Source organism: Paracoccus jeotgali, from assembly GCF_002865605.1.
GTDB lineage: Bacteria > Pseudomonadota > Alphaproteobacteria > Rhodobacterales > Rhodobacteraceae > Paracoccus > Paracoccus jeotgali.
In genome coordinates, this window is the sequence record NZ_CP025583.1 from 2,109,991 (window position 1) to 2,132,404 (window position 22,414).

Below are 22,414 nucleotides of genomic sequence, written 5' to 3' on the forward strand. Positions count from 1 at the left end.
ATCAGCCCTGGGACGGGCGCGGGAAGACCGGCTCGGCCGTGGCGTATTCCTCGGGGAAGATCACCTCGATCTCGTCGCCGCGCACCTGCAGGTTGACCGGGCGCGAGTTCACGTTGTCGCCGTTCACGAACTTGGTCGGGCCATAAGGCATGATCGAACCGTCGAAATTCGACGCCGCCAGCGCGTCGATCATGGCCTTGCGGTCGGCAGAGGCACCGCGTTCCAGCGCGTCGGCCACGACCTGGATCACCGCATAGGCCACCATGACGTCATAGGTCATGTCCAGACCGGCCGCAGCGACGCTGGCGGCGAGCGCCTTGGACTGTTCCTTGCGAGGGTCGTACCAGTGGTTGCAGTCGATCACATACTGGGCCATATCCTTGTTTTCGCGAACGAATTTGATATTCGAAGCCGCCCCGCCCAGAACCGAGTAAATCGCCTTCAGATCGACGCGCTGCTGCTGCAGCGCGCGGGTCATCAGCGTGTATTCGTTCAGGTAGTTGGTCGGGATCAGGATGTCGGCCTCGGATGCCTTGACCCGCAAGGCGATGTTGTTGAAATCGCGGTGCGGGGTCGGATGCGCGATCTTTTCGACCACGGTGATCCCCAGTTGCGGCAGCGCCTCTTCGACGATGCCCGAAAGCTGCGAGCCGAATGGCCCGTCCTCATGGACGATGGCGGCGGTCTTGACCGGATTGCCGGCGGCCGCGTTCAGCAGACCCAGATTTTCCATGGCCACAGCGCTGATTTTTTCGACGCCGGGGGTAAAGCGGAAGACGTTGGGCAGGCCGCGTTCGACAATCGCCTCGGCGGTGCCGACCGAGAAGACCTGCGCCAGGTCGTATTTCGCCGCTGCCTGCGACGACGCCAGCCCCAGCGCCGAGGCGCTCGACCCGGTGAAGGCGCAGACGCCGGCCTCGACCAGCGTGTCGACGGCGGCGGCGGCGACCTCGGGACGGCTTTCGGCGTCGACGACGACCAGCTCGATCGGGGCGCCGCCCATGCTCTTGATGCCGCCGGCGGCATTGATGGCTTCGGCCGCGAAGCGGGCCCCGGCGACGCATTGGTTGCCGTTATAGGCCAGGTTCCCGGTCAGCGGTTCCAGCACGCCGACCTTGATGGCGGCGGTCTGGGCGCGCAGGATCGCCGGCGACATCAGCGCCCCGGTCAGTGCCACGGCGCCCGATGCCTTCAGCAGGCCGCGGCGGTTGATGGTGTGGGTCATGTTCTGTTTCCTCCCTTGTGTTGTCTTTGGTGATCCCGTCAGCGCGCCAACCACGGGGCGTCGGCCATCCGCGTCGCCTCGTAGTCCGTGATCTGCTGCATGTAGGTCAGCGTCATCTCGATCTCGTCCAGCCCTTTGAGGATGCATTCGCGGGCGAAGGCGTCGATGATGATGGGATGCGTGCCCAGATCGCCCGGCAGCACGACCTGCCCCGCGACCAGATCGACCGTGACCTCTGCGCCGGGATTGGCCGCAAGATGATCGGCGAGCGCCTCGCAGACCGGCAGCGGCAGCGTCACCGGCACGACGCCGTTCTTCAGCGCGTTGTTGCGGAAGATGTCGCCGAAGCTGGGCGCGATCAGCGCGCGGATGCCGGCATCGACCAGCGCATAGACCGCGCCTTCGCGTGACGATCCGCAGCCGAAGTTATCCTCGACCAGCAGGATCCGGGCGTCGTCGGCGCCGGGGCGGTTCAGAGGGAAATCGGGATCCAGCGCGCCCGACGCGTCACGCCGGATGTCGTGGAACAGGAACTGGTCATAGCCTTCGCTGCGGTCGGCCTTGATGAAGCGTGCGGGGATGATCTGATCGGTGTCGCAGTTGACGCCGGGCACGAATATGACGGGCGAGGTTTCGCGGGTGAACGCCCTCATGCTGCGCCCTCCATCAATCGGCGCACATCGGTCAGCCGCCCGGTGATCGCCGCCGCCGCCGCCATCGCGGGGCTGAGAAGATGGGTGCGCGCCCCCGGTCCCTGCCGCCCGACGAAGTTGCGGTTCGAGGTCGAGGCGCAGCGTTCGCCCCGCGCCGCCACGTCCCCGTTCATCGCCGCGCACATCGAACAGCCGGAATGGCGCCATTCGAACCCGGCGGCGCGGAAGATCTCGGCCAGGCCCTCGGCCTCGGCCTGATCGCGCACCTGCGTCGATCCGGGCACCACCATGGAAGGCACCACCGCCTTGCGCCCGCGCAGGACCGCAGCGGCGGCGCGCAGATCCTCGATCCGGGCGTTGGTGCATGACCCCAGGAACACGCGGTCGATGGGCAACCCATCGAGGGCCGTGCCCGGAGTCAGCCCCATATATTCCAGCGATTTTTCCGCAGCCTTGCGCTTTTCGCTGCTGGCAAAGCTGGCAGGTTCGGGCACCCGGCCGGTGATCGGCACGGCGTCCTCGGGGCTGGTGCCCCAGGTGACCATGGGGGCGACCGCACTCCCGTCGATCTGCACCTCGCGGTCGAAGACGGCGCCGTCGTCGGTCGGCAGCCGCTGCCACTGTGCCAGCGCCATATCCCATTCCTCGGGACTGGGACCATAATGGCGCCCTTGAACATAGCGGAAGGTGGTTTCGTCGGGGGCGACAAGGCCCAGCCGCGCGGCGGCCTCGATGGACATGTTGCAGATGGTCAGCCGTCCCTCGATCGAGAGATTTCGCACCACCTGACCGGCATATTCGATGGCGTGACCGCCCGCGCCGCCCGCGCCGATCTGTGCGATCAGCGTCAGGACCACGTCCTTGGCCGTGACGCCCGGACCCAGCACGCCGTCGATGGTGACACGCATCGTCTTTGGGCGCGTCTGCCACAAGGTCTGCGTGGCCAGCACATGCGCGTTTTCCGACTGGCCGATGCCGAACGCCATCGCGCCCAGCGCCCCCTGGGTCGAGGTGTGGCTGTCCGAACAGACGATGCTCAGCCCCGGCAGAGTGATCCCCTGTTCGGGCGCGACGACGTGGACGATGCCCTGGGCACGATCGCCGATGCCGAAATGACGGACACCGGCCCAGTCCATGTTGGCGTCGAAGGTGCGGATCATCCGCTCGATCGCGGGGGTCGCGGCGTCTTCGGGGCGCCGGCCCAGGGTCGGCACATAGTGATCCGCGATGCCGAAAATCTGCAGCGGCCGGCGCGGCATCAGCCCGCGCCGCTTTAGGTCGGCAAAGGCGTGAAAGCTGCCCTCGTGGATCAGGTCGCGGTCGATATACAGCAGCGACGGCCCTGCCGGATGGCGCAGGATCTCGTGCGCGTCCCAGATCTTGGCGAACATGGTGCGCGGCGCGCGCTCGATAGGGGTATCCATGCTGTCCACCGGCCTCAGCCCTGCGCCCGGAAGGCGCGGGCAATGGTCCCCGCCGGTGCGGCCCAGACGCCGTCCCGCGCCAGCATGTAATCCAGCACCTCGCGCAGATATTCGACGCGATAGGGCATTCCCGAGACCCAGCTGTGCAGCGGCAAGCTCATCACCCGGCCGCCGTGGTCGGCGCTTTCGCGCCACAGCACGTCGAAGCGGTCCTTGACCTGCTGCACCCAGTCGGGCTCGGAATGGAAATACTCCATCGCTACGACGCGGTCGTCGGTCTCATAGGCCAGCGGCATCGCCAGCAACGGGCCGTGATCGGTCCGCATCTCATAAGGCAGGTCGTCATTGGCCCAGTCGAGACACCACTCGACCCCCTGCTGCGCCAGCCGGTCGGGGGTGTGGAACCCCTGCGCGCGCCCGGGCGACAGCCAACCGGTCACCGGCTGCCCCGACGCATCCCGCAGCAGGCGCAGCGTGTCGGCTATCAGGCCGGTTTCCTCGGCCTCGGACAGGCCGGAATGATGCACGCGCCCCATGTCCAGACCATGAGCGACGAGCTCGTGCCCGCCCGCGACCACCGCGTCGATCACCGCCGGATAACGCTGCGCGATACAGCCGTTGATGGCAAAGCTGGTCGTCAGCCCCTTCTCTGCCAGCAGCTTCAGGATGCGGAAAACCCCCAGCCGGTTGCCATAATCGCGGTTGGTGAAGTAGCGGAAGTCGGGATAGGGCATCGACAGCGCGCCCGGCGCCTTGAACGGCTTGGCCGGCATGTTCAGCGGAAAATGCTGCACATGCGTCAAGATCGACAGCGCCACGCGCGCGTCCTCGGGCCAGCGGATCGGCGCGCGCGCGAACATGTCGGACCAGTCATAGCGGTCATGGTCCATCCCGTAGCGGCGGGCCGGATAATCCAGATAGCTGTCGGGCATCGGCATCAGCGGCCCCCTTTCGCGGCGGCGGACATCGCATCATAGGCGCCGCTGGCGTGATAAGCCTCGGCGATCTCGCGCCCGGTGGCCTGCCACACGCCGTCATGCCTGGCGATATACCGAATCGCCTCGGCAAAGGCGTCGATGCGGTGCGGCTGACCGACCAGATAGGGATGAAGCGGGATGCACATGACCATGCCGCTGTCGTCCGAGTCCTTGTAGAGCTGGTCGAACTGGCGGCGGATGATCTCGGCATAATGCCGAGGCGTCACCTTCTGGCTGTTATAGACGATGACGTCGTTCATCTCGAGCGAGTAGGGCATCGAGATCAGCTTGCCGGACGCCACCTTGACCGGCATCGGCTGGTCGTCGTGGAACATGTCGCAGGTATACCGAATCCCCGCCTCGGCCAGCAGGTCCATCGTCCACAGGTTGTTGGACAGCGCCGGCGACAGCCAGCCTGCAAGTTCCTGCCCGGTATGCTTGCGCACCGTGTCGAAGGCGTCGCGGATGATCTCGCGTTCCTGGTCCGCCGTCATGTTGTAGACATAGCGGGTGTTGTAGATGCCGTGGGAAAAGAACTCCCACCCGCGATCTGCGCAGGCGCGGATGATTTCCGGGTGGTGATCGCACAACGCGACGTTCAGCGATACCGAGCCGCGAAATCCCGCCCGGTCCATCGCCGCCATCATCCGCTGCCAACCGGCGCGGTTGCCGTAATCGCGATGGGAGTACTGCAGCACGTCAGGGTTCGGGCGGCCCCAGGGCGTGCGGGTCGGGTTGTCCGGCGGATCGTATTCATAGAACTCGATATTCGGCGCTATCCAGACGGCCAGTTTCTTGCCGCCGGGCCAGGTGATCTTGGGCCGGCCGGGCCAGGGCAGATAATCATACAGCCCCAGATCTGCGCGCATCTCTTCCGCGGCCATGTCAGCGGGCCTCTGGCTGATAGGCTTCGTACCAGGCCAGCGCCTCGGCCACCGGAATGACGTCGCCGTACTTCACCGAAATGTCGTAGAGGTTGGCGAAATGCGGGCTTTCGTGCTTATCAGCCACGCATTCCTCGGGAACAATGACGCGATACCCGCGTGAGATCGCGTCCACGACCGTCGCGCGCACGCAGCCCGAAGTCGATCCGCCGGTCAGAACGACCGTGTCGCATTGGTGCCAGACCATCAGAGACTGCAGGTTGGTTTCGTGAAACGCCGACGCCATTCGCTTGTTGACGATGATGTCGCGGATCGGATCGACATGCAGCCGCGGATCCAGCTCCGCGCGCTCTGAGCCGACCTTGATGTTCTGCAACGAATCCGGCGTGTCCGTGCGGGTGCCCCAGACGCCGCAATCCTCACCGGATTCCATATAGGCGACATAGGTCCAGGTGACGGGCAGGTCTTTTTCACGTGCTGCGTCTGCCAGCTGATTCACATAAGCGATCTGGTCGGGATCGGTCTCATAGGCGGTCTTGAAGGCGCCAAGATCCGTGTAAGCCCGCTGCAGGTCGATATTGATCAGCATCGGCTTGCGGCCAAAGCCGAAGCGCCGGCGTGTCGGATTGGCGCGGGCCTGCTCGAACAGCTGACGCGCTGTCAGCGATGACGTCTCCATGATCCCTCCTCGATCTGGTTCCGGCTCGGCGTATTCAGGGGTCCAGGCGCCCCTCCTGCCGTGAGCCGTCCTCTCCTGATTTCGATATTGTTATATCTCTATGCCATTTGTAAAGCTCGTTGTACGATCGAGGTCGACGGGCTGCGGCGCAGTCCGAAGCTGAGGGGAATGACATGATCGAGTCGACGACTGCTCTGGGCACCTGCGAGGCGTTTCTAGAGGCGATGGAGCGCCGTGATCTCACTGCTGCGCGAAGTTTTCTGACCGAAGACGGGCTCGAGATGGTGTTTCCAGGCGGCAACCGCTTTTCAAGCCTCGAAGAAATGCTCTCCGGCGCCGCCGGCCGCTATCGCTTCGTCCGAAAGAGCTTTGATCGTCGGGAAAGCTGGTCCTCGGGCGCGGACGACTGCGCCCTGATCGCCGGGACACTCTCGGGCGAGTGGCTGAATGGCGAGGCCTTCGACGGCATCCGCTTCATCGACCTCTTCGACCTGCGCGACGGCAAGATCTGGCGGCAGCATGTGTGGAATGACATGGGCGAATACAAGCTAAAGCACGGTATCGCCTGAGGTTGCGTCAATATGTGCGGCTGATTCCCTATGATGGCGTGACGAAAATCCCGCGCCAGCGTGGCGCGGGACGTGCCTTTCGCTAGCATCACTCCCCTACACCGCCACGCGTTCGGCCCGATGAACAGCCGCGTGAGCCCGCGCCCTTTTTGGCACGCGCAGCAGGCGCATTAGGCTTTGGTGAACCAACATCCCGCCGGCCATGTGGATCGAGCCGATATAGACGACGAACAGCAGCCCGACCACTGTCAGCACCGCGATGACGAGGTTCTGGCGCATGTTGGCGAGGGTGGCGCGGCCAATCTCCATGGCCTCGGCGATCTTGCCCAGATCGTCGGTCATCAGCGCGATGTCCGCTGTCTCGATGGCGATGTGAGGTGCTCCCCGGAAACTGGACACTGACGTAAGCTCGAGTTTTCTGTCTGCTGATCTTCGCCACGAAGGAGATCGATGATGACGAAACGAAAGCAGCATGCGCCTGCATTTAAGGCCAAGGTGGCACTTGAGGCGCTGAAAGGCGAAGAAACCGTGTCGGAACTGGCGAGCCGGTTCGGCGTGCATCCGACAATGATCAATCAATGGAAGCGCGCGCTGTTGGATGGCGCGTCCGGTGTTTTCGAGCGCGGCAGCCGCAAGGCACCGGTGATTGATGAAGATCAGGTCCGGGACCTGCACGCCAAGATCGGGGAGCTGGCGGTGGCCAATTCTTTTTTGGAAAGAAAGCTCAAGCCCTGGGGCGGGACGTGAGGCGCGGCATGATCGAGCGCGACCATCCGGACTTGTCGATCGGCCAGCAATGCGCGCTGCTGTCGATTCCGCGGTCGTCGTTCTACTACGCACCGCAGGGTGAGACGGAGCAGAACTTGGCGCTGATGCGGTTGATCGATGGACAGTTCCTTGAAACGCCGTTCTTCGGCGTTCGCCAGATGACGTGGCACCTGCGCAATCAGGGTCATGCCGTGAACGAAAAGCGCATCCGCCGGCTCATGCGCCTGATGGGGCTGATGCCAATCTATCAGAAGCCCAGCACCAGCAGGCCGGCGAAGGGGCACAAGACCTATCCTTATCTGCTGCGCGGGCTGCGTGTGGGCAGACCAAACCAGGTCTGGTGCGTGGATATCACCTACCTGCCAATGCGCCGCGGCTTTCTCTATCTGGTGGCGATCATGGACTGGCACACCCGGATGGTGCTGTCCTGGCGGATCTCGAACACGCTGGACGCCGACTTCTGCGTCGAGGCGCTGAACGAGGCTATCTATCGGTTCGGACCGCCGGACATCATGAACAGCGATCAAGGATCTCAGTTCACGTCGTTTGCTTGGATAGACCGCTTGCGCCGGTCGGGTATCCGCATCTCGATGGATGGCAAGGGGCGCTACCTGGACAACATCTTTATTGAACGCCTCTGGCGCACGCTAAAATACGAGTGCGTCTATCTGCATGCCTGGGAGACCGGGTCCCACGCCCGCGCCGGCGTCCGCAAATGGATCGAGTTTTACAATCACCGCCGCCCGCACAAAGCCCTTGGCGGCCGACCACCAGCAGTGGTCTACTCACTGCAAATCGAAGCAACCCAACCCGATCAGCAGGAGCAAATCAGAGCTTAAAAAGCGCCAGATACTGTCCAAGCAATGGGGAGCACCTCAATGTCGCTGCCGCTGGCGCCCATCGCGATGCTGATGTCGGCGGCGCCGAGTGCGGGCGCGTCGTTGATGCCATCGCCGACCATCGCCACGTGCAGCCCCTCGTCGCGCTCCCTTGGGCGTTTCCCTTAGGCTTTGAGCTATGAATTACAGAATTCCTCAGCCTTACGGACAATAGTCGCCGGGACTATGCCGCGCCTTCGCAACCCTTATATCTCTTTGACTAAGTCACTGCCTGTCTCGCGTCAGTTGGTGGGATCTCCACCCCAAGATCCGCCGCGTGCCGTAGTGATATGGATGCGGTCGCCCGCGCCGAGGCTCAGCCCGCTGACGAAGGAATGGTCCGTGCGTTCGCCCCCAGGTCGTTCTACGGTGAAGTGGTTGGTGCCGCCGGCGTCGCCACCTGCCAGACCCCAGACCGGGACTCGGTTGCGGCTGTAGCCCGCCGAGACGAGGCAGTTGCCGCGTAGCGCATAGCAAAGCGACAAGCCCAGGCCACCGCTATGCACGCCCCGAGGCTTAGGCCCGGCATCATCAAGCTTCTTCCACAAGACGTCGATGCCATAACGCGCTTCGCATATTTCGACCGGGCAATTGAAGGTCTCGCCGTGACTGGCCGAAAACATGGCGTCGAGCCCATCGCGCCCTGCAGTGGCACCCCATCCGCCCATCTGGGGCTCGACCATGGTGAAGCGTCGGCCGGTATCAGGATGGAGACCGGCGATCACGGTGCCGCAGATGGAGGCGAAATGTCCGGCCGGCAAACGCTCGGGCATGACGCGAGCCATGCATTGCCACAGCATGTCGTAGAGCCGGATCCGGGTCTCAAAATAATAGCCGTGTGGTGCGGTTCCGGTGGCATGGAAAACGGTGCCGGGATCGGTGAGAACTTCCAGGGGGCGAAACGATCCTTCATTCGTCAAAAGGGCGGGGTCACAAAGCGCTTTGAAGATCATTTGGCAGGAAATGACGGCGCCATCGCGCGACGTGTTATAGGGCTCTGCCCGCTGTTTGGGATTGTCGCGCAGGTCGACTGTGAAGCGGTCAGCGGTGACGGTAATGGCCGCGCGCCAGATCGCACCATCGTCCTGCTCTTCCTCGATCTGGTAGGTGCCTTCGGGAATCGTTGCGAGGCCTGACAGACTTCGCGCCTCTCCGGTTGCAAATAGATCCTCGAGCGCATTGCGGAATGCATCCGTGCCATAGGATTCGCAGAGCGCGCCGATCCGCCGCGTCGCGGTGCGGCTGGCGGCGACCTGGGCCCAAAGATCCCCGCGCACGAAATCCGGCAAGCGCGAGTTCGCTGCGATGATGTCGAGCACCGCCTCGACCGGTTCGTCGTTGCGGAACAGGCGTACCGCGGGCAGGCGCAATCCTTCCTGATAGATCTCGGTCGCCTCTGTGGACATGGAGCCGGGGGTCATGCCGCCAATATCATTCCAATGCGCGATCGACGCAGTCCAGGCGACAAGGTCGGCGCCATGAAAGACAGGCTGCGCGATGACGACGTCGCTGAGATGGGTCACGCCGCCGAAATAAGGATCGTTCGTGACATAGATGTCGCCCGGCTCGATCCCCTCACGGCCGTGGATGTCGATAATGCGTTTGACCGCTTTGTCGAGCACACCCACAAAGGTAGGGATGCCCGCCCCCGAACTGATCAGGCGTCCGCTACCGTCAGTGATCCCGGTGCCCACATCGAGCACTTCATAGATGATCGGGCTCATTGCCGTCTTTTTGAGCACGGCAAACATTTCGTCCGCGGCAGCAGAAAGCGCCGCCTGAATAACAGAAAGTGTAAAGGGATCGGTCATTGTCATACCTCCTTGGCGTTCAGGTCGCGGGGCCGATCCGACAGGATTTCCGGACCGTCGGCACGCAGGATGACGATATCCTCGAGCCGGACGCCAAAATGGCCCGGCAGGGAGACCCCTGGTGCGACGGCAAAGACCATGCCCTCGTGTAGCACGGTTTCGCTGGCCGCCGTGATCCACGTTGGCTCGTGCACCTCAAGGCCCATCCCATGACCAGTCCGATGCACGAAAAACGGGCCATATCCTGCCTTTTCGATGACGCTGCGGGCGGCGTTGTCAACTTGTTTTCCTTGCACGCAAGGGCGGGCTGCCTTCACTTCCGCCTGAACCGCCTCCTCAACGATAGCGCGAATTTCTGCGTAGCCTTCAGTTGGCTTACCCAGAGAGTCCATCCGCGTCAAATCTGAGGAATGACCGCCATTTGCGCCATTGAAATCGACGACGAGCCAGCCGCCTTCACGCAGCGCCCGGTCGCCGGTGGAGTGGTGCGGATAGGCACCGTTCTCACTAGCTCGGACGATGCCGAAGACGGGTTTCGCGCCCTCCGTTGAATAGTGTCTCGCCATCGCAGCCGCCAGATCGCGTTCTGTCATACCGGCGCGCCTATGGACTGGCTTCTGGTCCCTCATCCCCATCCCGATGAGCCGCGCAGTTCTTGTTTCAGCAAGTGGCTGGCCGGACCGTCCGCGCAAGGACTTCCCGCCGCAGTCGTGCGGCAGCTGCACCGCCCATTCAGCGCGCTTCAGTGCCTCAACCGAGAAGTGCTCAATGTGTTCGACACGACCGCAACTGTCGGGCGGCGAAACGACATGAGCCCCGAGCTTTTGGCGCTTACAGCGGCTCGCCATCACCGCGGTCAGTTCGTTACCCGCAGCGGCGTCCGCCATGGGACCGAGACGCATGATCCGGACCATCGGCTCAGCTTCTAGCCCGCTATGCCGTAGACTTCTCGGGCCCGCTCTTCAGACACGAAGCCCGCGCGGATATCATCCTTGATAGCGCTCGGGTCTCGGTCTCGCGGATGACCATATCCACCACCGACGCCCGTCAGGATTCGGATGACGTCCCCTTCGTTCACTGTCAGTTCGGATACGAAAGAATAGGTCTCTATATCGCCGCCGCCCTTGCGGATCACCTGCACCTGATTGGGCGACCCTTCATTTCCACCCTCGAGCGCCCAAGGCAGGATCCGGGCACGGGTATAGCCGGCTGTCAGGAACGATCCGTCCCGGCGAATTCGGTATTCGAGCCGCAGCCCGCGTCCGCCGGTGAACTGTCCTTCTCCCCCCGGGGCGCAATTCAATTCCATTCGGTCCACGATGAGGCCGTTGCGAGCCTCGGAGATCTCGGCCGGCGTATTATAGGTTTCGCCGTGAAAGCCCGAGAAGATGCACGAGTTTCCGTCCCGATCGCTGGAGGCACCCCAGCCGCCGATCTGAGGTTCGATGATCGTATATTGCCGGCCTGTGTCGGGATGGATGCCGCCGATGAACGTGCCGCAAATCGAGCTGAAATGGCCGGCGGCAAGTCGTTCCGGCAGATGCGGCGCAAGACAGCGCCAGATGAGGTCGTAAACCCTCACCTCCGTCTCGAAATAGAAGCCGATGGCGGCAGGCTCTTTTGCGTGGAACACCGAACCCTCGCGGGTCAGCAGCCGGATCGCCCGGAACGACCCATCATTGGCCGGGCTTGTGGGGTCGATCAGCGACTTGAAGATCATCTGCGCGCAGACCATGGCGCCGTCGCGGCTGGTGTTGGTGGGGCCCGGATCCTGATCGGGATTGTCGCGCAAATCGACGACGAATTCGGTGTCGCTTATGGTCACCTTGACGTTGAAGAAGCGGCCATCATCCTGTTCTTCGGTCAGCTCGAACGTGGCGTGTGGGAGTTTGGCGAGTTCGGCGAGCGTCACTTTTTCGCCGAAATCCATAAAGCTGTCCATGGCGCGGCAGAACGTCTCAGCGCCATACTTCTCGGCGAGCCCAGCCAGACGTTTTGCTCCGATCCGTGTCGAGGCAATCGCCGCCCAGACGTCGCCATGCAGATAGTCGGGCATGCGGCTGTTGGCCTTCATGATCTCGAATACCGCCTCGATCGGCTCTCCTTCCGAGACCAGCTTGACTGCGGGCAAACGCAGACCTTCCTGATATATTTCCGTCGCCTCACCCGAAAGCGATCCCGGAGCCATGCCGCCTATATCCGAATTGTGCGCGATATTGGCGGTCCAGGCGATCAGCCTTTCGCCCGAAAAGACGGGCATGGCCACGACAAGATCGTTGAGATGAGTAACACCGCCATGCCATGGGTCATTGGTGATAAACACGTCGCCGGGCCGGATCTGCGCGGCAGGAAACTTGCCGATGAGCACCTGAACGGCCTTGTCCAGAACGCCGATAAAGGCCGGAATACCGGCCCCCGAAGAAGCGATGCGTCCTTGCGCGTCCAGAATTCCGGTGCCCATGTCCAGCACCTCGTAGATGATAGAACTCATTGCCGTCTTGCGCATCGCCGCGAACATTTCATCGGCGGTAGCCTGCAGCGAATTCTGGATGATTTCCTGGGTGATCGGATCATTCGCGGACATGGACTGCCCCCCTTACTGTCGCTGAATTGCAATGTGCAGATCGCCGTAACCGTCGACGGTGACACGATTGTTGGGGTGGATCACCACCGTGGTTCCCTTGTCTTCAACGATGGCGGGGCCGTCGAATTCCATCCCTGGCTCCAGGAGGGCGCCGTCATAGATGTCGGCCTCGTGCTGCCCTTCCAGCGCGTAATCCACCTGACGCTGTCCTTTTCGTGCCTCACTGGCCGGGGTGCCGGTTGGCGCAGCTTCGGTCATCTCCAGCTTTCCGACCTCGGCCGAGGCTACCAGATGGATGCCCACCATCTCGACCGGCGCATCCAATCGGTAGGTGTATTCTCGTTCATAGGTTTCATGAAAAGCGCTGGCGATCGCGTCCAGACTGTCATCCGTGATGGCGCCTTCACTCAACAGCACCTCGGTCGTGTGCTCCTGGTTCTGATAGCGGAATTTGCCATAACGATGGAAGGTGATCTGGTCCCCCTCGATCCCTTCCTGAGCGAACTGGGAACGAGCGCGGTCCTCGATCTCGGAGATCAGCGACTCGATTCCCTCAGCAGCGCCCGGCCTTAGATCCGTCAGCCGGGTGACAAAATAGTCCCGCCGCAGGTCCGACATCATCATCCCCCAAGCCGAAAACACGGCTGCGGCAGTCGGGATGACTACCTTTCTGACCCCCAGCTCCTGTCCCAGAGCGACGGCATGCATTGCGCCACCACCGCCAAAGGCCACCAAGGTGAAGTCGCGCGGATCGTGCCCCCGATTGAGGCTGACCAGCTTAAGCGCATTGACCATGTTGTTATTGGCGATACGCACAATACCTTTTGCGGCCTCGTCAGTGGATACGCCCAGCTTTTGTCCGATCGCGGCTATGCTGCGTTCGACGGCCGCCATATCTGCGGGCTTACTGCCTCCGCGGAAGAATTCGGCGTTAATCCGCCCCAGCCACAGGTTTGCATCGGTGGTGGTCGCGTCTTCTCCGCCTTGCCCATAGGCAGCCGGGCCAGGCTGTGCCCCGGCTGAGTGGGGGCCGACGTGAAGCTTGTCGAATTCGTCGACCCATGCGATCGACCCGCCGCCGTTGCCGATCTCGACCAGGTCAACGACCGGCACCATGATCGGATAGCCGGCATTGGTGCGGTCACGCTCGATCCAATAGTCGGTCATGATGCGGACCTGACCGTTCTCGATGAGCGAACATTTTGCTGTGGTGCCGCCGATATCCAGCGCAAGCACGTTGTGTTCTCCGATCAGCTTGCCAAGCTCGGCCGCCCCCCAGAACCCAGAGGCGGGGCCACTCTCGACCATCGTGATCGGGATCTGCGCCGTCGCCTCAAGCGAATCCACGCCGCAGTTGCTTTGCATGATATAGGGGCTGCGCCTCAGGCCCCTGCCCTTCAGCCCGTCATCGAGCCGTTGCAGGTAGCGCGCTGCGATCGGCTGAACATAGGCCGAGAGCACCGCGGTATTGGTACGCTCATATTCACGCCATTCGCGCGTGATCTGATGTGCGGCCACGGCCGAGACCTCCGGCCACAGCTTCCGCAGCTCTGCCAGCGTCGCGCTTTCATGAGCAGGGTTGGCATAAGAGTGCAGAAAGCTGATCGATACCGCTTGGACGCCTTCGGCTCGAAAGCTGTCGACAATTGCGGGCAGCCCCGAAAGGTCCAGCGGCGTCTGTTCGTGGCCGTGATAATCCATACGCCCCGGAAGTTCTGCGCGCAGGTGGCGCGGCACGAAGGGTCGTGGCTTTTCATAGTGCAGATTGAAGAAGTCTGGCCGATTGCCACGCGCGATTTCCAGCGTATCGCGAAATCCTTCGGTGGTAATCAGACCCACCTTTACACCCTTGCGCTCGGTCAGGGCGTTGATGACGACGGTGGTGCCATGGGCCATGAAATCCACCTCGGCAGGGTCGACCCCGGCAAGCTCCAGCACGTTCAGCACGCCTTTCTCGAATTCGGGCGGCGTCGTGTCGGACTTGGCGGTGGTGATCCGGGGAGGAGCGCCCTTCCGGGTTTCGAAACAGACCAGATCGGTGAAGGTTCCGCCTACGTCAGTGGCAACGCGGATTGTCTTGTCGGTCATTCGGAATCTCCGGTAAGGGCGTTGTTTTCAAGAAGGATGAAGGCCAGCGCGCCGGGCAGTTTCAACATTTCGGAGGCGGCAACGCGCGCTGGTGTGTAATGGCCAGCCTGATGCAGGATGTTCAGCGTGCCGAGGACTCTGCCGGCAACGACCACCGGCACGTTGATGCAGGATCCGCATCCCAGGGATCGGATCAGCTCGTAGTCGGGGAATACCTTGGCAATGGCGTCGATGTCATTGGCGACGAATGTCTGGTGCCGCTCCATCACGATTTCGGACCATTCTGTGCGGTCGGCGGGTTTACGGCCGGAGACCGGATATTCCTGGGGCTGACTTGACCAGGCGCGGCTGGCCTCGCCGGTCGCCTCGTCGAAGGTCATCAGCGTGAATAGCCGGGCACCGACGACGTGTTTGACCAGCGCTTCAAGCGCCCGAAGCGTCGCGTGAGGCTGATCATTTTCCTGCGACAGCGCACGGATGAAGTCTGTTAGGTCGGTCATTTCTGTCACGGGAAATCCTGTTTGCTGAGCCGGTCGCGCAGCGCGACCTCCTCTTGGGTCACCACCGGCACCGCGCCGATCAGTTCGCGCGTGTAGTTCCGTTGCGGATTGAGAAAGATCTCGTCAGTCGAGGCGCATTCCACAAGCTCCCCGGATTTGAAGACCGCGACGCGATCAGCGATATTGCGCACCACCGACAGATCGTGGGTGATGAACAGGTAGGTTAGGCCGCGCGCCGGGCGCAGGTCGTTCAGAAGCCGAAGGACCCTCGCCTGCACGAGCACATCCAGCGCCGACGTCGGCTCGTCCAGCACGATCAGATCGGCGCCGCAGGCCAGCGCGCGGGCGATGGCCACACGCTGGCGCTGACCGCCCGACAGTGCGGTGGGCGATCGACGCCGATACTCGGCCGGCAGCCCGACCTCTTCGAGGATCTGTCCTACGCGCGCATCTCGTTCACGGCGGGAGCCGATGCCATAGACATCCAGCCCCAGCCGCACCGATGCACCAACCGACCGCTTGGGATTGAGCGACGACAGCGGATTTTGCTGCACCAGTTGGATTGCGCGGCGGTGTTCCAGCGTGCGCCTGGCCGGCAGGGGGGCGCCCCTGAAATGCAGCGAGCCCCCGCTGGGACCGAACACGCCCAACAGGATGTTGGCCAGTGTCGATTTGCCCGAACCGCTTTCGCCCACCACAGCCAGACATTCGCCCTGATGAACGTCCAGCGTGACATTCCGCAGCGCATGCACCTCGCCAAAAGATTTGGAGACGTCGCGGATTTGCAGGAAATCGCTCATGCAGTGGCCTCGTGGGTTTCGCGCGGGGCCAGGAAATCGTCCGAGCGATCGTCGATATCGGGAATTCCACCGCCCGTGATGCGCGGCACAGCCTGCATCAGCGCGCGCGTGTAAGGGTGGCGCGGATGGTCAAAGACGCTGCGAGTTCGCCCCTCTTCAACGATATTTCCGCGATAGATGACATACAGACGATCGGCAAATTCGCGCACCACGCCAAGATTGTGACTGATGAACAGGACGGCGGTGCGGTGATCCTCGACGAGGCGCCGCATCAGGCTCAAGGTCTGCGCCTGGACAGTGACATCCAGGGCGGTTCCCGGCTCGTCCGCAATCAGCAATGAAGGCTCGTTGGCCAGCGCCATGGCAATCACGACCCGCTGATTCATACCACCCGAGAGCTGGAACGGATAGGCGGCCAGCACACGGCCTGGGTCGGGAATGGATACATCATCAAGAAGACGTGTCGCCCGTTCGAGGCAGGCGGCATTGCTCAGTTTGGGCTCACCGCGACGCAGAACCTCGGCAAACTGGGTGCCGATGGTGAAGACCGGGTTGAGAGAGCTTGTGGGATCCTGAAAGATCATCGACATGCGGGTGCCGCGCAGCGCATGCCGTTGCCGGCGTGACATTGCGTTCAGATCCTGCCCCTCGAAACGCAACGCGCCGCGGATACGTGCGCTGCGCAGCTCCTGCAACAGTCCGAGCACGATGCGGGCCGTCACCGATTTTCCTGATCCGCTTTCGCCGACCAGCGCCACGCGCTCGCCGCGTGCGATATGAAGGCTGATGCCATGCAGCACCTCGACTGTGCCGGAATAGCCGCGAAAAGACAGGTGCAGATCGTCGATACCTAGTATTTCGGTCATTCCTCTACCCCCAGTATTTCGCGCAACGCGTCCCCCAGCAGGTTGAAGCCGAACACTGCAATCAGGATCGCCAGCCCAGGAAAGACCGTCAGCCACCAACTGTCGGGCAAATATCGGGCGCCCTCGGCGACCATGCTGCCAAGGTCCGGTGTCGGGGGCTGAACCCCCAAGCCCAGAAAGGAAAGGGACGAGGCGATGATGATGACAAAGCCCAAGTCCAGCGTCATTTTGGTGACGATGGCAGGGATGCAGTTCGGCAGGATTTCGCGGAATGCGACATGCAAGCTGGAGGCGCCGATCACCTCGGCGGCCAACACATAGCCCTCTTCGCGTTCAGACCGCGCGATGTTGTAGACCAGGCGCGCATACCAGGGCCACCACATCGCCGTCACCGCCAGCATCCCATTGGTCAGCGTCGGCTCCAGAAGGCCCATGATCGACACTGCCAGCACCAGGGGCGGGATCGACAGGAAGACGTCGGTCACCCGCATCAAGATCGCCTCGGTCCATCCGCCCAGATAACCCGCGAACAGACCGACCGTAACGCCGATCGGAACCGCAATGGCCAGCACCACTACCCCGAGCAGCAGCGAGATCCGGTAAGCATAGACAATGCGGCTGAACAGGTCTCGTCCAACAAGGTCGGTCCCCATCAGATAGGTGCTATCGGGTGGCTTGTTGAAGTTTACGAAATCGACGACCGCGCCTTTATGTTCGGGAAACGGCACAATGAAGTCCGCCAGCAGCGCTGACAGCACGACGATCGCCACCAAGGCGACGCCCAAGGCTGACAGCGGATTGCGTAACAGAATGACAAGAGTTCGCTTCATGTGCCCCTCTGCGAATGGCGGATGCGGGGGTTAAGAAAGGCGATCAGAAGGTCGATCACGATGTTGATGATCAGGAAGGTGGCCGAGATGATCAGCACCGTGCCGATGATCGCGTTAAGATCCTTGCGAAGAATGACTTCGACCCCGTAGCGAGAGAGACCTGGCCAAGCGAAGACGGCTTCGACCAGAAAGGCGTTGCCCAGCATTGCTGCAAAGTCCAATCCGATAATTGTCAGCGACGGGATCAGCGACGGCTTGAACGCATATCGATTGGCGATGCGTCTCTCACGAAAGCCATAGGCGCGCGCCATCTCGATATAGGGTTTGTCATAGGTTTCGACCATGTTGGCGCGGGTCAGCCGCGCCGCTTGGCCGATGCCCGACAGCGCCAGTGCAAAGGCCGGCAGAATGAGATGCGCCACGGCGTCCCCAAACGCCGCCAGGTCGCCGGCAATCAGGGTGTCGATCAGCAGAAAGCCTGTCACCGTGTCGATCTGATAGGCATTGTCCAGCCGCCCCGCAACCGGAAAGATCGGCAGGAAATAAGCGAAGCACAGCATCAGGATCACCGCCCAGACAAAGCTGGGCGCAGATACCCCGAGCAGCGACACAATGCGGATCGCATTGTCGGCAAACCGGCCCCGGAATCGGGCGGACCAGATTCCCAGGGGCAGGCCGATGCCGATCATCATGATGCCCGCGACGATGATCAGTTCCAGGGTTGCGGGCAGAAATTCAGCAATATCGGTCGTCACCGGGCGGTTTGTATAAAGCGACATGCCCAAGTCGCCACGTGCCAGATCGGCGAGAAAATAGCCGTATTGGACCGGAATCGGGTCATCCAGGTGCATGTCGGCGCGAAGAACAGCCACCTGTTCCGGCGTAGCATTGGGCCCAAGCGCGATGCGCGCCGGATCTCCCGGGATGATCCTTGCGATCCCGAAGATCAGCATGGACACGCCCAGCAGCACGATGAGTGAAATCCCCAGTCGCCGGACCAGTAGTTTTTGCATGGCGCTCATGGCAACGTCCCTGTTGCGGTGGCCGGGCCGGGACGGTTCCTGCCGCCCGGCCCAGGCATCGACCGCTCAATCCTCGGCGACTTCCATGAGCCGGAAGGTGAAGCCCATTCCGTCCAGACCGAACGCCTTCTCCGGGTCGGTAAGAGCAGGTGCCTTGACGCGCTGGGACGCAGCAAAGACCGACTGCCGATCATAGCCGTAAATCGTCGGCGCCAGCTCCATCAGGCGATCATTCAGCTTTGAATAGGCCTCGTGTCGCGCCTCGGTGTCAGTTTCGAGGCGCCCTTGATCGAGATATTCGTCCACCTTCTCGTCGGTTAGATATTCCGGTGACTGCCAAGTTCCCCGCACGCTTGAGTGATACATGTTATAGAGCAAGGTATCGGGATCACCGGTGACGGCATTGGTGAATATCTGCGAGATATGCGGCGTATTTTCCGGCTTGCTGACAAGTTCGGTGAACAGCGCCCACGGCACCTTCCGGATATGCGATTTGATCCCCAGTTCAGAGAAGTTGGCCTGCATCAGCAGCGCAAACCTCTCTTCGATTGGCACGGACGAGATCCAGCTCAGTTCCAGATCCATTTCTGCCGGGTCGTATTGGCACTTTGCCAGATATTCGCGGGCAGCATCCATGTCGCGCTTCAAGGTTTGGTCGGGCGGATTCGCGCCAAGCATGCCCACGGGGATCGCGCCAGTTGATGGGCTGCCCTGGCTGACGTCTTCGGTAATGCCCACCATGCGAAGTCCGGTTTCATAATCGAAGGCATGCGCCAGCGCCTGCCGGCAGTTCACATCATCGAGCGGGGCTTTGGCAGTGTTCATTTTGATATAGAACGCGCCGACACCACTTTCCGTGAACAACTGCGCACCATTGTCTGCCAGCGACTGGATCACCTCGGGCGGCAGCCACTGGCTCGCGATGTCATGTTCCCCTTGTGCGAAAAGGGTGCGAACCGTCGCAGCTTCCAGCCCATAGCGAAGACGCACGGTGTCGGGCGCGGCCTCGGCTACCTCAAGAAAATAGTCGGTGCGCTTGGTCATCACCGTCTCTTCCTGAGGGTTGTGGCTTTGCACGACATAGGCGCCAGTTCCCGCAGAATCGCCTGACAGAAAGGCCTGACCCCAATCGCCCATTTTGCCTTCCCCCTGACCAAGGTTCTGCATGACCAGCGCCTTGTCCACGATGGGCAGACGTAGCAATGACGCGACAAAGGGCGAATAGGATTGAGACAGACTGAACTTCACCTGATTGTCACCCACGACCTCGGCGCCTTCAACATTGGCAAAGAGATGAGAAAATCCCGACCCCAACGCCTTCATCCGGTCCAGAGAAAAGACCACGTCCTCGGCCGTCAGCGGGTTGCCTGACTCGAAGGTCACGTCATCCCGCAATGTGAATGTATACTCAGTTGCGTCTTCGTTCGCCTCCCAGCCGGTGGCGAGATGCGGTTCGTGTCCAGGCCCCCCCTGCCGCGGCATGACGAGCGTGTCATAAACGTTGAACATCAGGATGGAGTCAGCGTAATCGGTCGCTTTGCCGGGGTCGAGTTCCCCGACTGCGACCTCGTCAAGGCGAAGTGTTCCGCCCGCCGTGGCCATCTGTGCGGCGCCGGTCAGCGTTGTGGCGGCCGCTAGGCCCCAGATCAGTGCCTGTTTCATGACGATGTCGCCTCTCCTGTTGCTCGTGTTGGATTTCCGATTGGGTGACTTGCCGGTGGCGGATCGGATCCGCCCCTGTCTCTCCGAAGACGTCCATGGTGCCACACCACAGAACCGTCGTGGGCTGGTCGGTGTGGTTCCAGGTCGAATGAATTAGCGTGGACGCAAAATGTATGGAATCGCCCTCGCCCATCACAGTGCGCTTGCCGTCAACCTCGACCGTCAACTCGCCGCGGAGCACATACATCATTTCTTCGCCTTGATGCGAAATCGCTATGCTTCGGTGGCCCGGCGGTTCGTGCATGATGACTGAGCGCAGCAAGCTACCGGGGAAAGAGGACGACAACCTTTCATAGGCCAGGTCGTCATGGGCAATGGAATAGACTTCGCGACTTGCACGGCGGGTCAACTGGTCCGTGTTTTCCGGCTGATCCAAGAACCGGCTGACCGGCACTCCTAAAACCCTGCTGATCGACACCAGAGACGAAAGAGACGGCGCCGTCAGCCCCCGTTCCACCTGACTGATGAAGCCGACGGAGAGCCCGGCCTCGGTTGCCACCGCCTGCATTGTCAGACCCAATTCGGCGCGACGGGCCCTTAGACGGCGCCCCAACGTCAGTCCCTGAGGTGGATCGGCGGCAGACATCGGCGATTCCAGTGAATTTTAGTATTGCTATAATGATGGTTCGCTGGGCGCCCTTACGTCAAGGAAAATCGGTGCCCCCGGGTCAGGCGATCAGGCGAAGCCACAGATGTTGCTGCGGGCAGCTTCGATAGACACGCGCTCCGCATGGGCCGCGCGCCGATAAGACTCGGATAGGTGGCCCTACGCCCCGCCTGCGGTTTGGCCTGCTATCGGTTTCGAGGGCGTGAAGATGCAGTCGCCGAGCCCTGATGCGACTTGACCTTGCGGAGAGCTTGCTGCGTCGCTCGGTGCGGAATTCGACAGAACTGCCTGTTGCGACCTTACCTGGCAACGGCTTGCAACGCACAGTGCTGGCGGTGTCAGGAGATCAGCGCCTCGAACTGCGCTCGGCTCAGCGGCATCATGTCATGCAGGATCGCAATCAAGGTGAACGCCGTCTGGCCGAGCTACTCGTACTCCAGCACCAGACCCGCTCCATCCCCCCGTGTCTGACGAAGAACAACTACGGAATTGCGATACTGGCAGCGCTAGCTCCTGTCCAAAAACATTGTTAAGACGGATCTGAGGCTGATGCAACTAATCCACTCGATGCTCAATTTAGTCTCTTAAGCGAGCCATGGCAGCAGCAAGACGAAGGAATAATTGATGTCCGACTCTCAAGTTAAAGTCGATGGGAACAATGATGCAAAGCTCGTGGAGTTTCAGTGGTGAAGCCGCTTGATTTCTATAACTATGGTTTGCTTTCCGGTATCGACAAGACGCTGTTGACTTCAGTGGATGATGACAAAGCATGTTTACGGAGAGGAACGCCGACATTTTCGGTAAATCTTCCATTCGACTGGGCGGAAGATCCATATGACGATCCTAATTGGTGTTTTCAGCTTCACTGCTGGCGGATGGGTGACAAGTGGCTCCGCGACTACTTCGAGACTGGCAGCTGTCGGGCATTGAAAAAGACACTGCTGATCATGAACGACTGGCACAGATTTCACTTTGAAGACGACAGATGCTCGGACTATTCGTGGTATGACATGTCAGCAGGTATTAGAGCTGCAAGAATAGCGTTTTACTGCTCGGCGATGAAGGAGCATCAGGGCTACTTCGAGCAGGACGAACTGGACAGCTTTACCTCTTGCTTGGGCGAGTTGGCCGAAGCGCATGTCGAGTTTCTAAGCCAAGAGAAGAATCTGCATAAAGGCAATCACGGCATTTTTCAACTCCATGGACTGGCGCTGCTCGCTCTATGTCTGCAGGATGATGATGCGATAAGGTACGCTAAGGAAAAATTCGACGTGATCATGCGGGATCAGTTCGGTAACAACGGGCTGCACACCGAAAACTCTCCGGAGTACCACTTTTTTGTCTTGAATATGATTGAAAGGCTGAAGCTCGATGAGCTTTTTCCTCAGTCGGTCTCATCAAACATTCTCAAAAAAGCGACCAGTATTAAAAGGTGGTTAGCAATGCCTGATGGTCGCTTGGCAACATTTGGTGTGACGTTGCCCCCTCTGCCTAATCCAGTTTGAGGTAGACTCTGGCCTAACCGAA

General features: G+C 61.3%; 22 protein-coding genes. 3 read left to right on the forward strand and 19 right to left on the reverse strand.

Annotated elements, in window-relative coordinates; all coding sequences use genetic code 11:
• Position 1: 1 nt before the first annotated feature.
• The 6 genes from CYR75_RS10305 to CYR75_RS10330 are packed head-to-tail and all read right to left on the reverse strand — an operon-like array spanning position 2 to position 5,842.
• Positions 2–1,225: an ABC transporter substrate-binding protein gene (locus tag CYR75_RS10305; protein ID WP_101499965.1), complete on the reverse strand. Its 1,224-nt coding sequence runs from the start codon at positions 1,223–1,225 to the stop codon at positions 2–4.
• 38 nt (positions 1,226–1,263) lie between these two features.
• A complete protein-coding gene (gene leuD / locus CYR75_RS10310; protein ID WP_101499966.1) occupies positions 1,264–1,878 on the reverse strand; it encodes a 3-isopropylmalate dehydratase small subunit in 615 nt (204 codons plus the stop codon).
• Positions 1,875–3,302: a 3-isopropylmalate dehydratase large subunit gene (gene leuC, locus CYR75_RS10315; protein WP_101499967.1), complete on the reverse strand. Its 1,428-nt coding sequence runs from the start codon at positions 3,300–3,302 to the stop codon at positions 1,875–1,877. The genes leuD and leuC overlap by 4 nt, the downstream gene beginning before the upstream one ends.
• 14 nt (positions 3,303–3,316) lie before the next feature.
• Positions 3,317–4,240, reverse strand: coding sequence for a polysaccharide deacetylase family protein (locus CYR75_RS10320; protein WP_101499968.1), 924 nt, complete (start codon positions 4,238–4,240; stop codon positions 3,317–3,319).
• Positions 4,240–5,148 (reverse strand): polysaccharide deacetylase family protein, encoded by a 909-nt coding sequence (locus CYR75_RS10325; RefSeq protein ID WP_101500991.1) that lies wholly within the window; start codon positions 5,146–5,148, stop codon positions 4,240–4,242. The genes CYR75_RS10320 and CYR75_RS10325 overlap by 1 nt, the downstream gene beginning before the upstream one ends.
• Positions 5,149–5,164: 16 nt before the next feature.
• Positions 5,165–5,842, reverse strand: coding sequence for an isochorismatase family protein (locus tag CYR75_RS10330; protein ID WP_101499969.1), 678 nt, complete (start codon positions 5,840–5,842; stop codon positions 5,165–5,167).
• A gap of 173 nt (positions 5,843–6,015) precedes the next feature.
• On the opposite strand from CYR75_RS10330, the gene CYR75_RS10335 reads away from it, so the two are divergent.
• Positions 6,016–6,411 carry a nuclear transport factor 2 family protein gene (locus CYR75_RS10335; RefSeq protein ID WP_101499970.1) on the forward strand — a complete coding sequence of 132 codons (396 nt, stop codon included), beginning with the start codon at positions 6,016–6,018 and terminating at the stop codon, positions 6,409–6,411.
• Positions 6,412–6,507: 96 nt separating this feature from the next.
• Here CYR75_RS10335 and CYR75_RS10340 read toward each other — a convergent pair whose 3' ends face one another.
• Positions 6,508–6,753 carry a hypothetical protein gene (locus CYR75_RS10340; protein ID WP_225972680.1) on the reverse strand — a complete coding sequence of 82 codons (246 nt, stop codon included), beginning with the start codon at positions 6,751–6,753 and terminating at the stop codon, positions 6,508–6,510.
• Between the two features lie 108 nt (positions 6,754–6,861).
• Here CYR75_RS10340 and CYR75_RS10345 point away from each other — a divergent pair.
• Positions 6,862–8,018, forward strand: a protein-coding gene (locus CYR75_RS10345; RefSeq protein ID WP_225972681.1) for an IS3 family transposase whose coding sequence is annotated in 2 segments (ribosomal slippage) — positions 6,862–7,117 and positions 7,117–8,018 — 1,158 coding nt in all. Because the reading frame shifts where the segments join, the coding sequence is not laid out codon by codon here.
• Here CYR75_RS10345 and CYR75_RS16635 read toward each other — a convergent pair.
• From CYR75_RS16635 to CYR75_RS10400, 12 genes are all read right to left on the reverse strand, one after another.
• Positions 8,015–8,146: a hypothetical protein gene (locus tag CYR75_RS16635; RefSeq protein ID WP_264080888.1), complete on the reverse strand. Its 132-nt coding sequence runs from the start codon at positions 8,144–8,146 to the stop codon at positions 8,015–8,017. The two genes, CYR75_RS10345 and CYR75_RS16635, sit on opposite strands and share 4 nt — an antisense overlap.
• 153 nt (positions 8,147–8,299) lie before the next feature.
• A complete protein-coding gene (locus CYR75_RS10350; RefSeq protein WP_101499971.1) occupies positions 8,300–9,868 on the reverse strand; it encodes a hydantoinase B/oxoprolinase family protein in 1,569 nt (522 codons plus the stop codon).
• A gap of 2 nt (positions 9,869–9,870) precedes the next feature.
• The gene (locus CYR75_RS10355; RefSeq protein WP_225972682.1) at positions 9,871–10,755 is read right to left on the reverse strand and encodes a M24 family metallopeptidase; all 885 of its coding nucleotides are present in this window, start codon (positions 10,753–10,755) and stop codon (positions 9,871–9,873) included.
• A 38-nt stretch (positions 10,756–10,793) separates the two neighbouring features.
• Positions 10,794–12,452, reverse strand: a complete 1,659-nt coding sequence (locus CYR75_RS10360; RefSeq protein ID WP_101499973.1) for a hydantoinase B/oxoprolinase family protein — start codon at positions 12,450–12,452, stop codon at positions 10,794–10,796.
• Between the two features lie 12 nt (positions 12,453–12,464).
• Positions 12,465–14,540 carry a hydantoinase/oxoprolinase family protein gene (locus CYR75_RS10365; protein ID WP_101499974.1) on the reverse strand — a complete coding sequence of 692 codons (2,076 nt, stop codon included), beginning with the start codon at positions 14,538–14,540 and terminating at the stop codon, positions 12,465–12,467.
• Positions 14,537–15,040 (reverse strand): GAF domain-containing protein, encoded by a 504-nt coding sequence (locus tag CYR75_RS10370; RefSeq protein ID WP_101499975.1) that lies wholly within the window; start codon positions 15,038–15,040, stop codon positions 14,537–14,539. Before CYR75_RS10370 ends, CYR75_RS10365 begins: the two co-directional genes overlap by 4 nt.
• Positions 15,041–15,045: 5 nt before the next feature.
• Positions 15,046–15,840, reverse strand: a complete 795-nt coding sequence (locus CYR75_RS10375) for an ABC transporter ATP-binding protein (RefSeq protein WP_101499976.1) — start codon at positions 15,838–15,840, stop codon at positions 15,046–15,048.
• Positions 15,837–16,706, reverse strand: a complete 870-nt coding sequence (locus CYR75_RS10380) for an ABC transporter ATP-binding protein (RefSeq protein ID WP_101499977.1) — start codon at positions 16,704–16,706, stop codon at positions 15,837–15,839. The genes CYR75_RS10375 and CYR75_RS10380 overlap by 4 nt, the downstream gene beginning before the upstream one ends.
• A complete protein-coding gene (locus CYR75_RS10385; protein WP_101499978.1) occupies positions 16,703–17,536 on the reverse strand; it encodes an ABC transporter permease in 834 nt (277 codons plus the stop codon). The genes CYR75_RS10380 and CYR75_RS10385 overlap by 4 nt, the downstream gene beginning before the upstream one ends.
• Positions 17,533–18,558: an ABC transporter permease gene (locus CYR75_RS10390; protein ID WP_101499979.1), complete on the reverse strand. Its 1,026-nt coding sequence runs from the start codon at positions 18,556–18,558 to the stop codon at positions 17,533–17,535. The genes CYR75_RS10385 and CYR75_RS10390 overlap by 4 nt, the downstream gene beginning before the upstream one ends.
• Before the next feature lie 66 nt (positions 18,559–18,624).
• Positions 18,625–20,220, reverse strand: coding sequence for an ABC transporter substrate-binding protein (locus CYR75_RS10395; RefSeq protein WP_101499980.1), 1,596 nt, complete (start codon positions 20,218–20,220; stop codon positions 18,625–18,627).
• Positions 20,129–20,866, reverse strand: coding sequence for a helix-turn-helix domain-containing protein (locus CYR75_RS10400; RefSeq protein WP_101499981.1), 738 nt, complete (start codon positions 20,864–20,866; stop codon positions 20,129–20,131). The genes CYR75_RS10395 and CYR75_RS10400 overlap by 92 nt, the downstream gene beginning before the upstream one ends.
• A 707-nt stretch (positions 20,867–21,573) precedes the next feature.
• Between CYR75_RS10400 and CYR75_RS10405 the strand changes: the two genes are divergently transcribed.
• The gene (locus CYR75_RS10405) at positions 21,574–22,392 is read left to right on the forward strand and encodes a heparinase II/III family protein (protein ID WP_158644630.1); all 819 of its coding nucleotides are present in this window, start codon (positions 21,574–21,576) and stop codon (positions 22,390–22,392) included.
• The last annotated feature ends 22 nt before the right edge of the window (positions 22,393–22,414 follow it).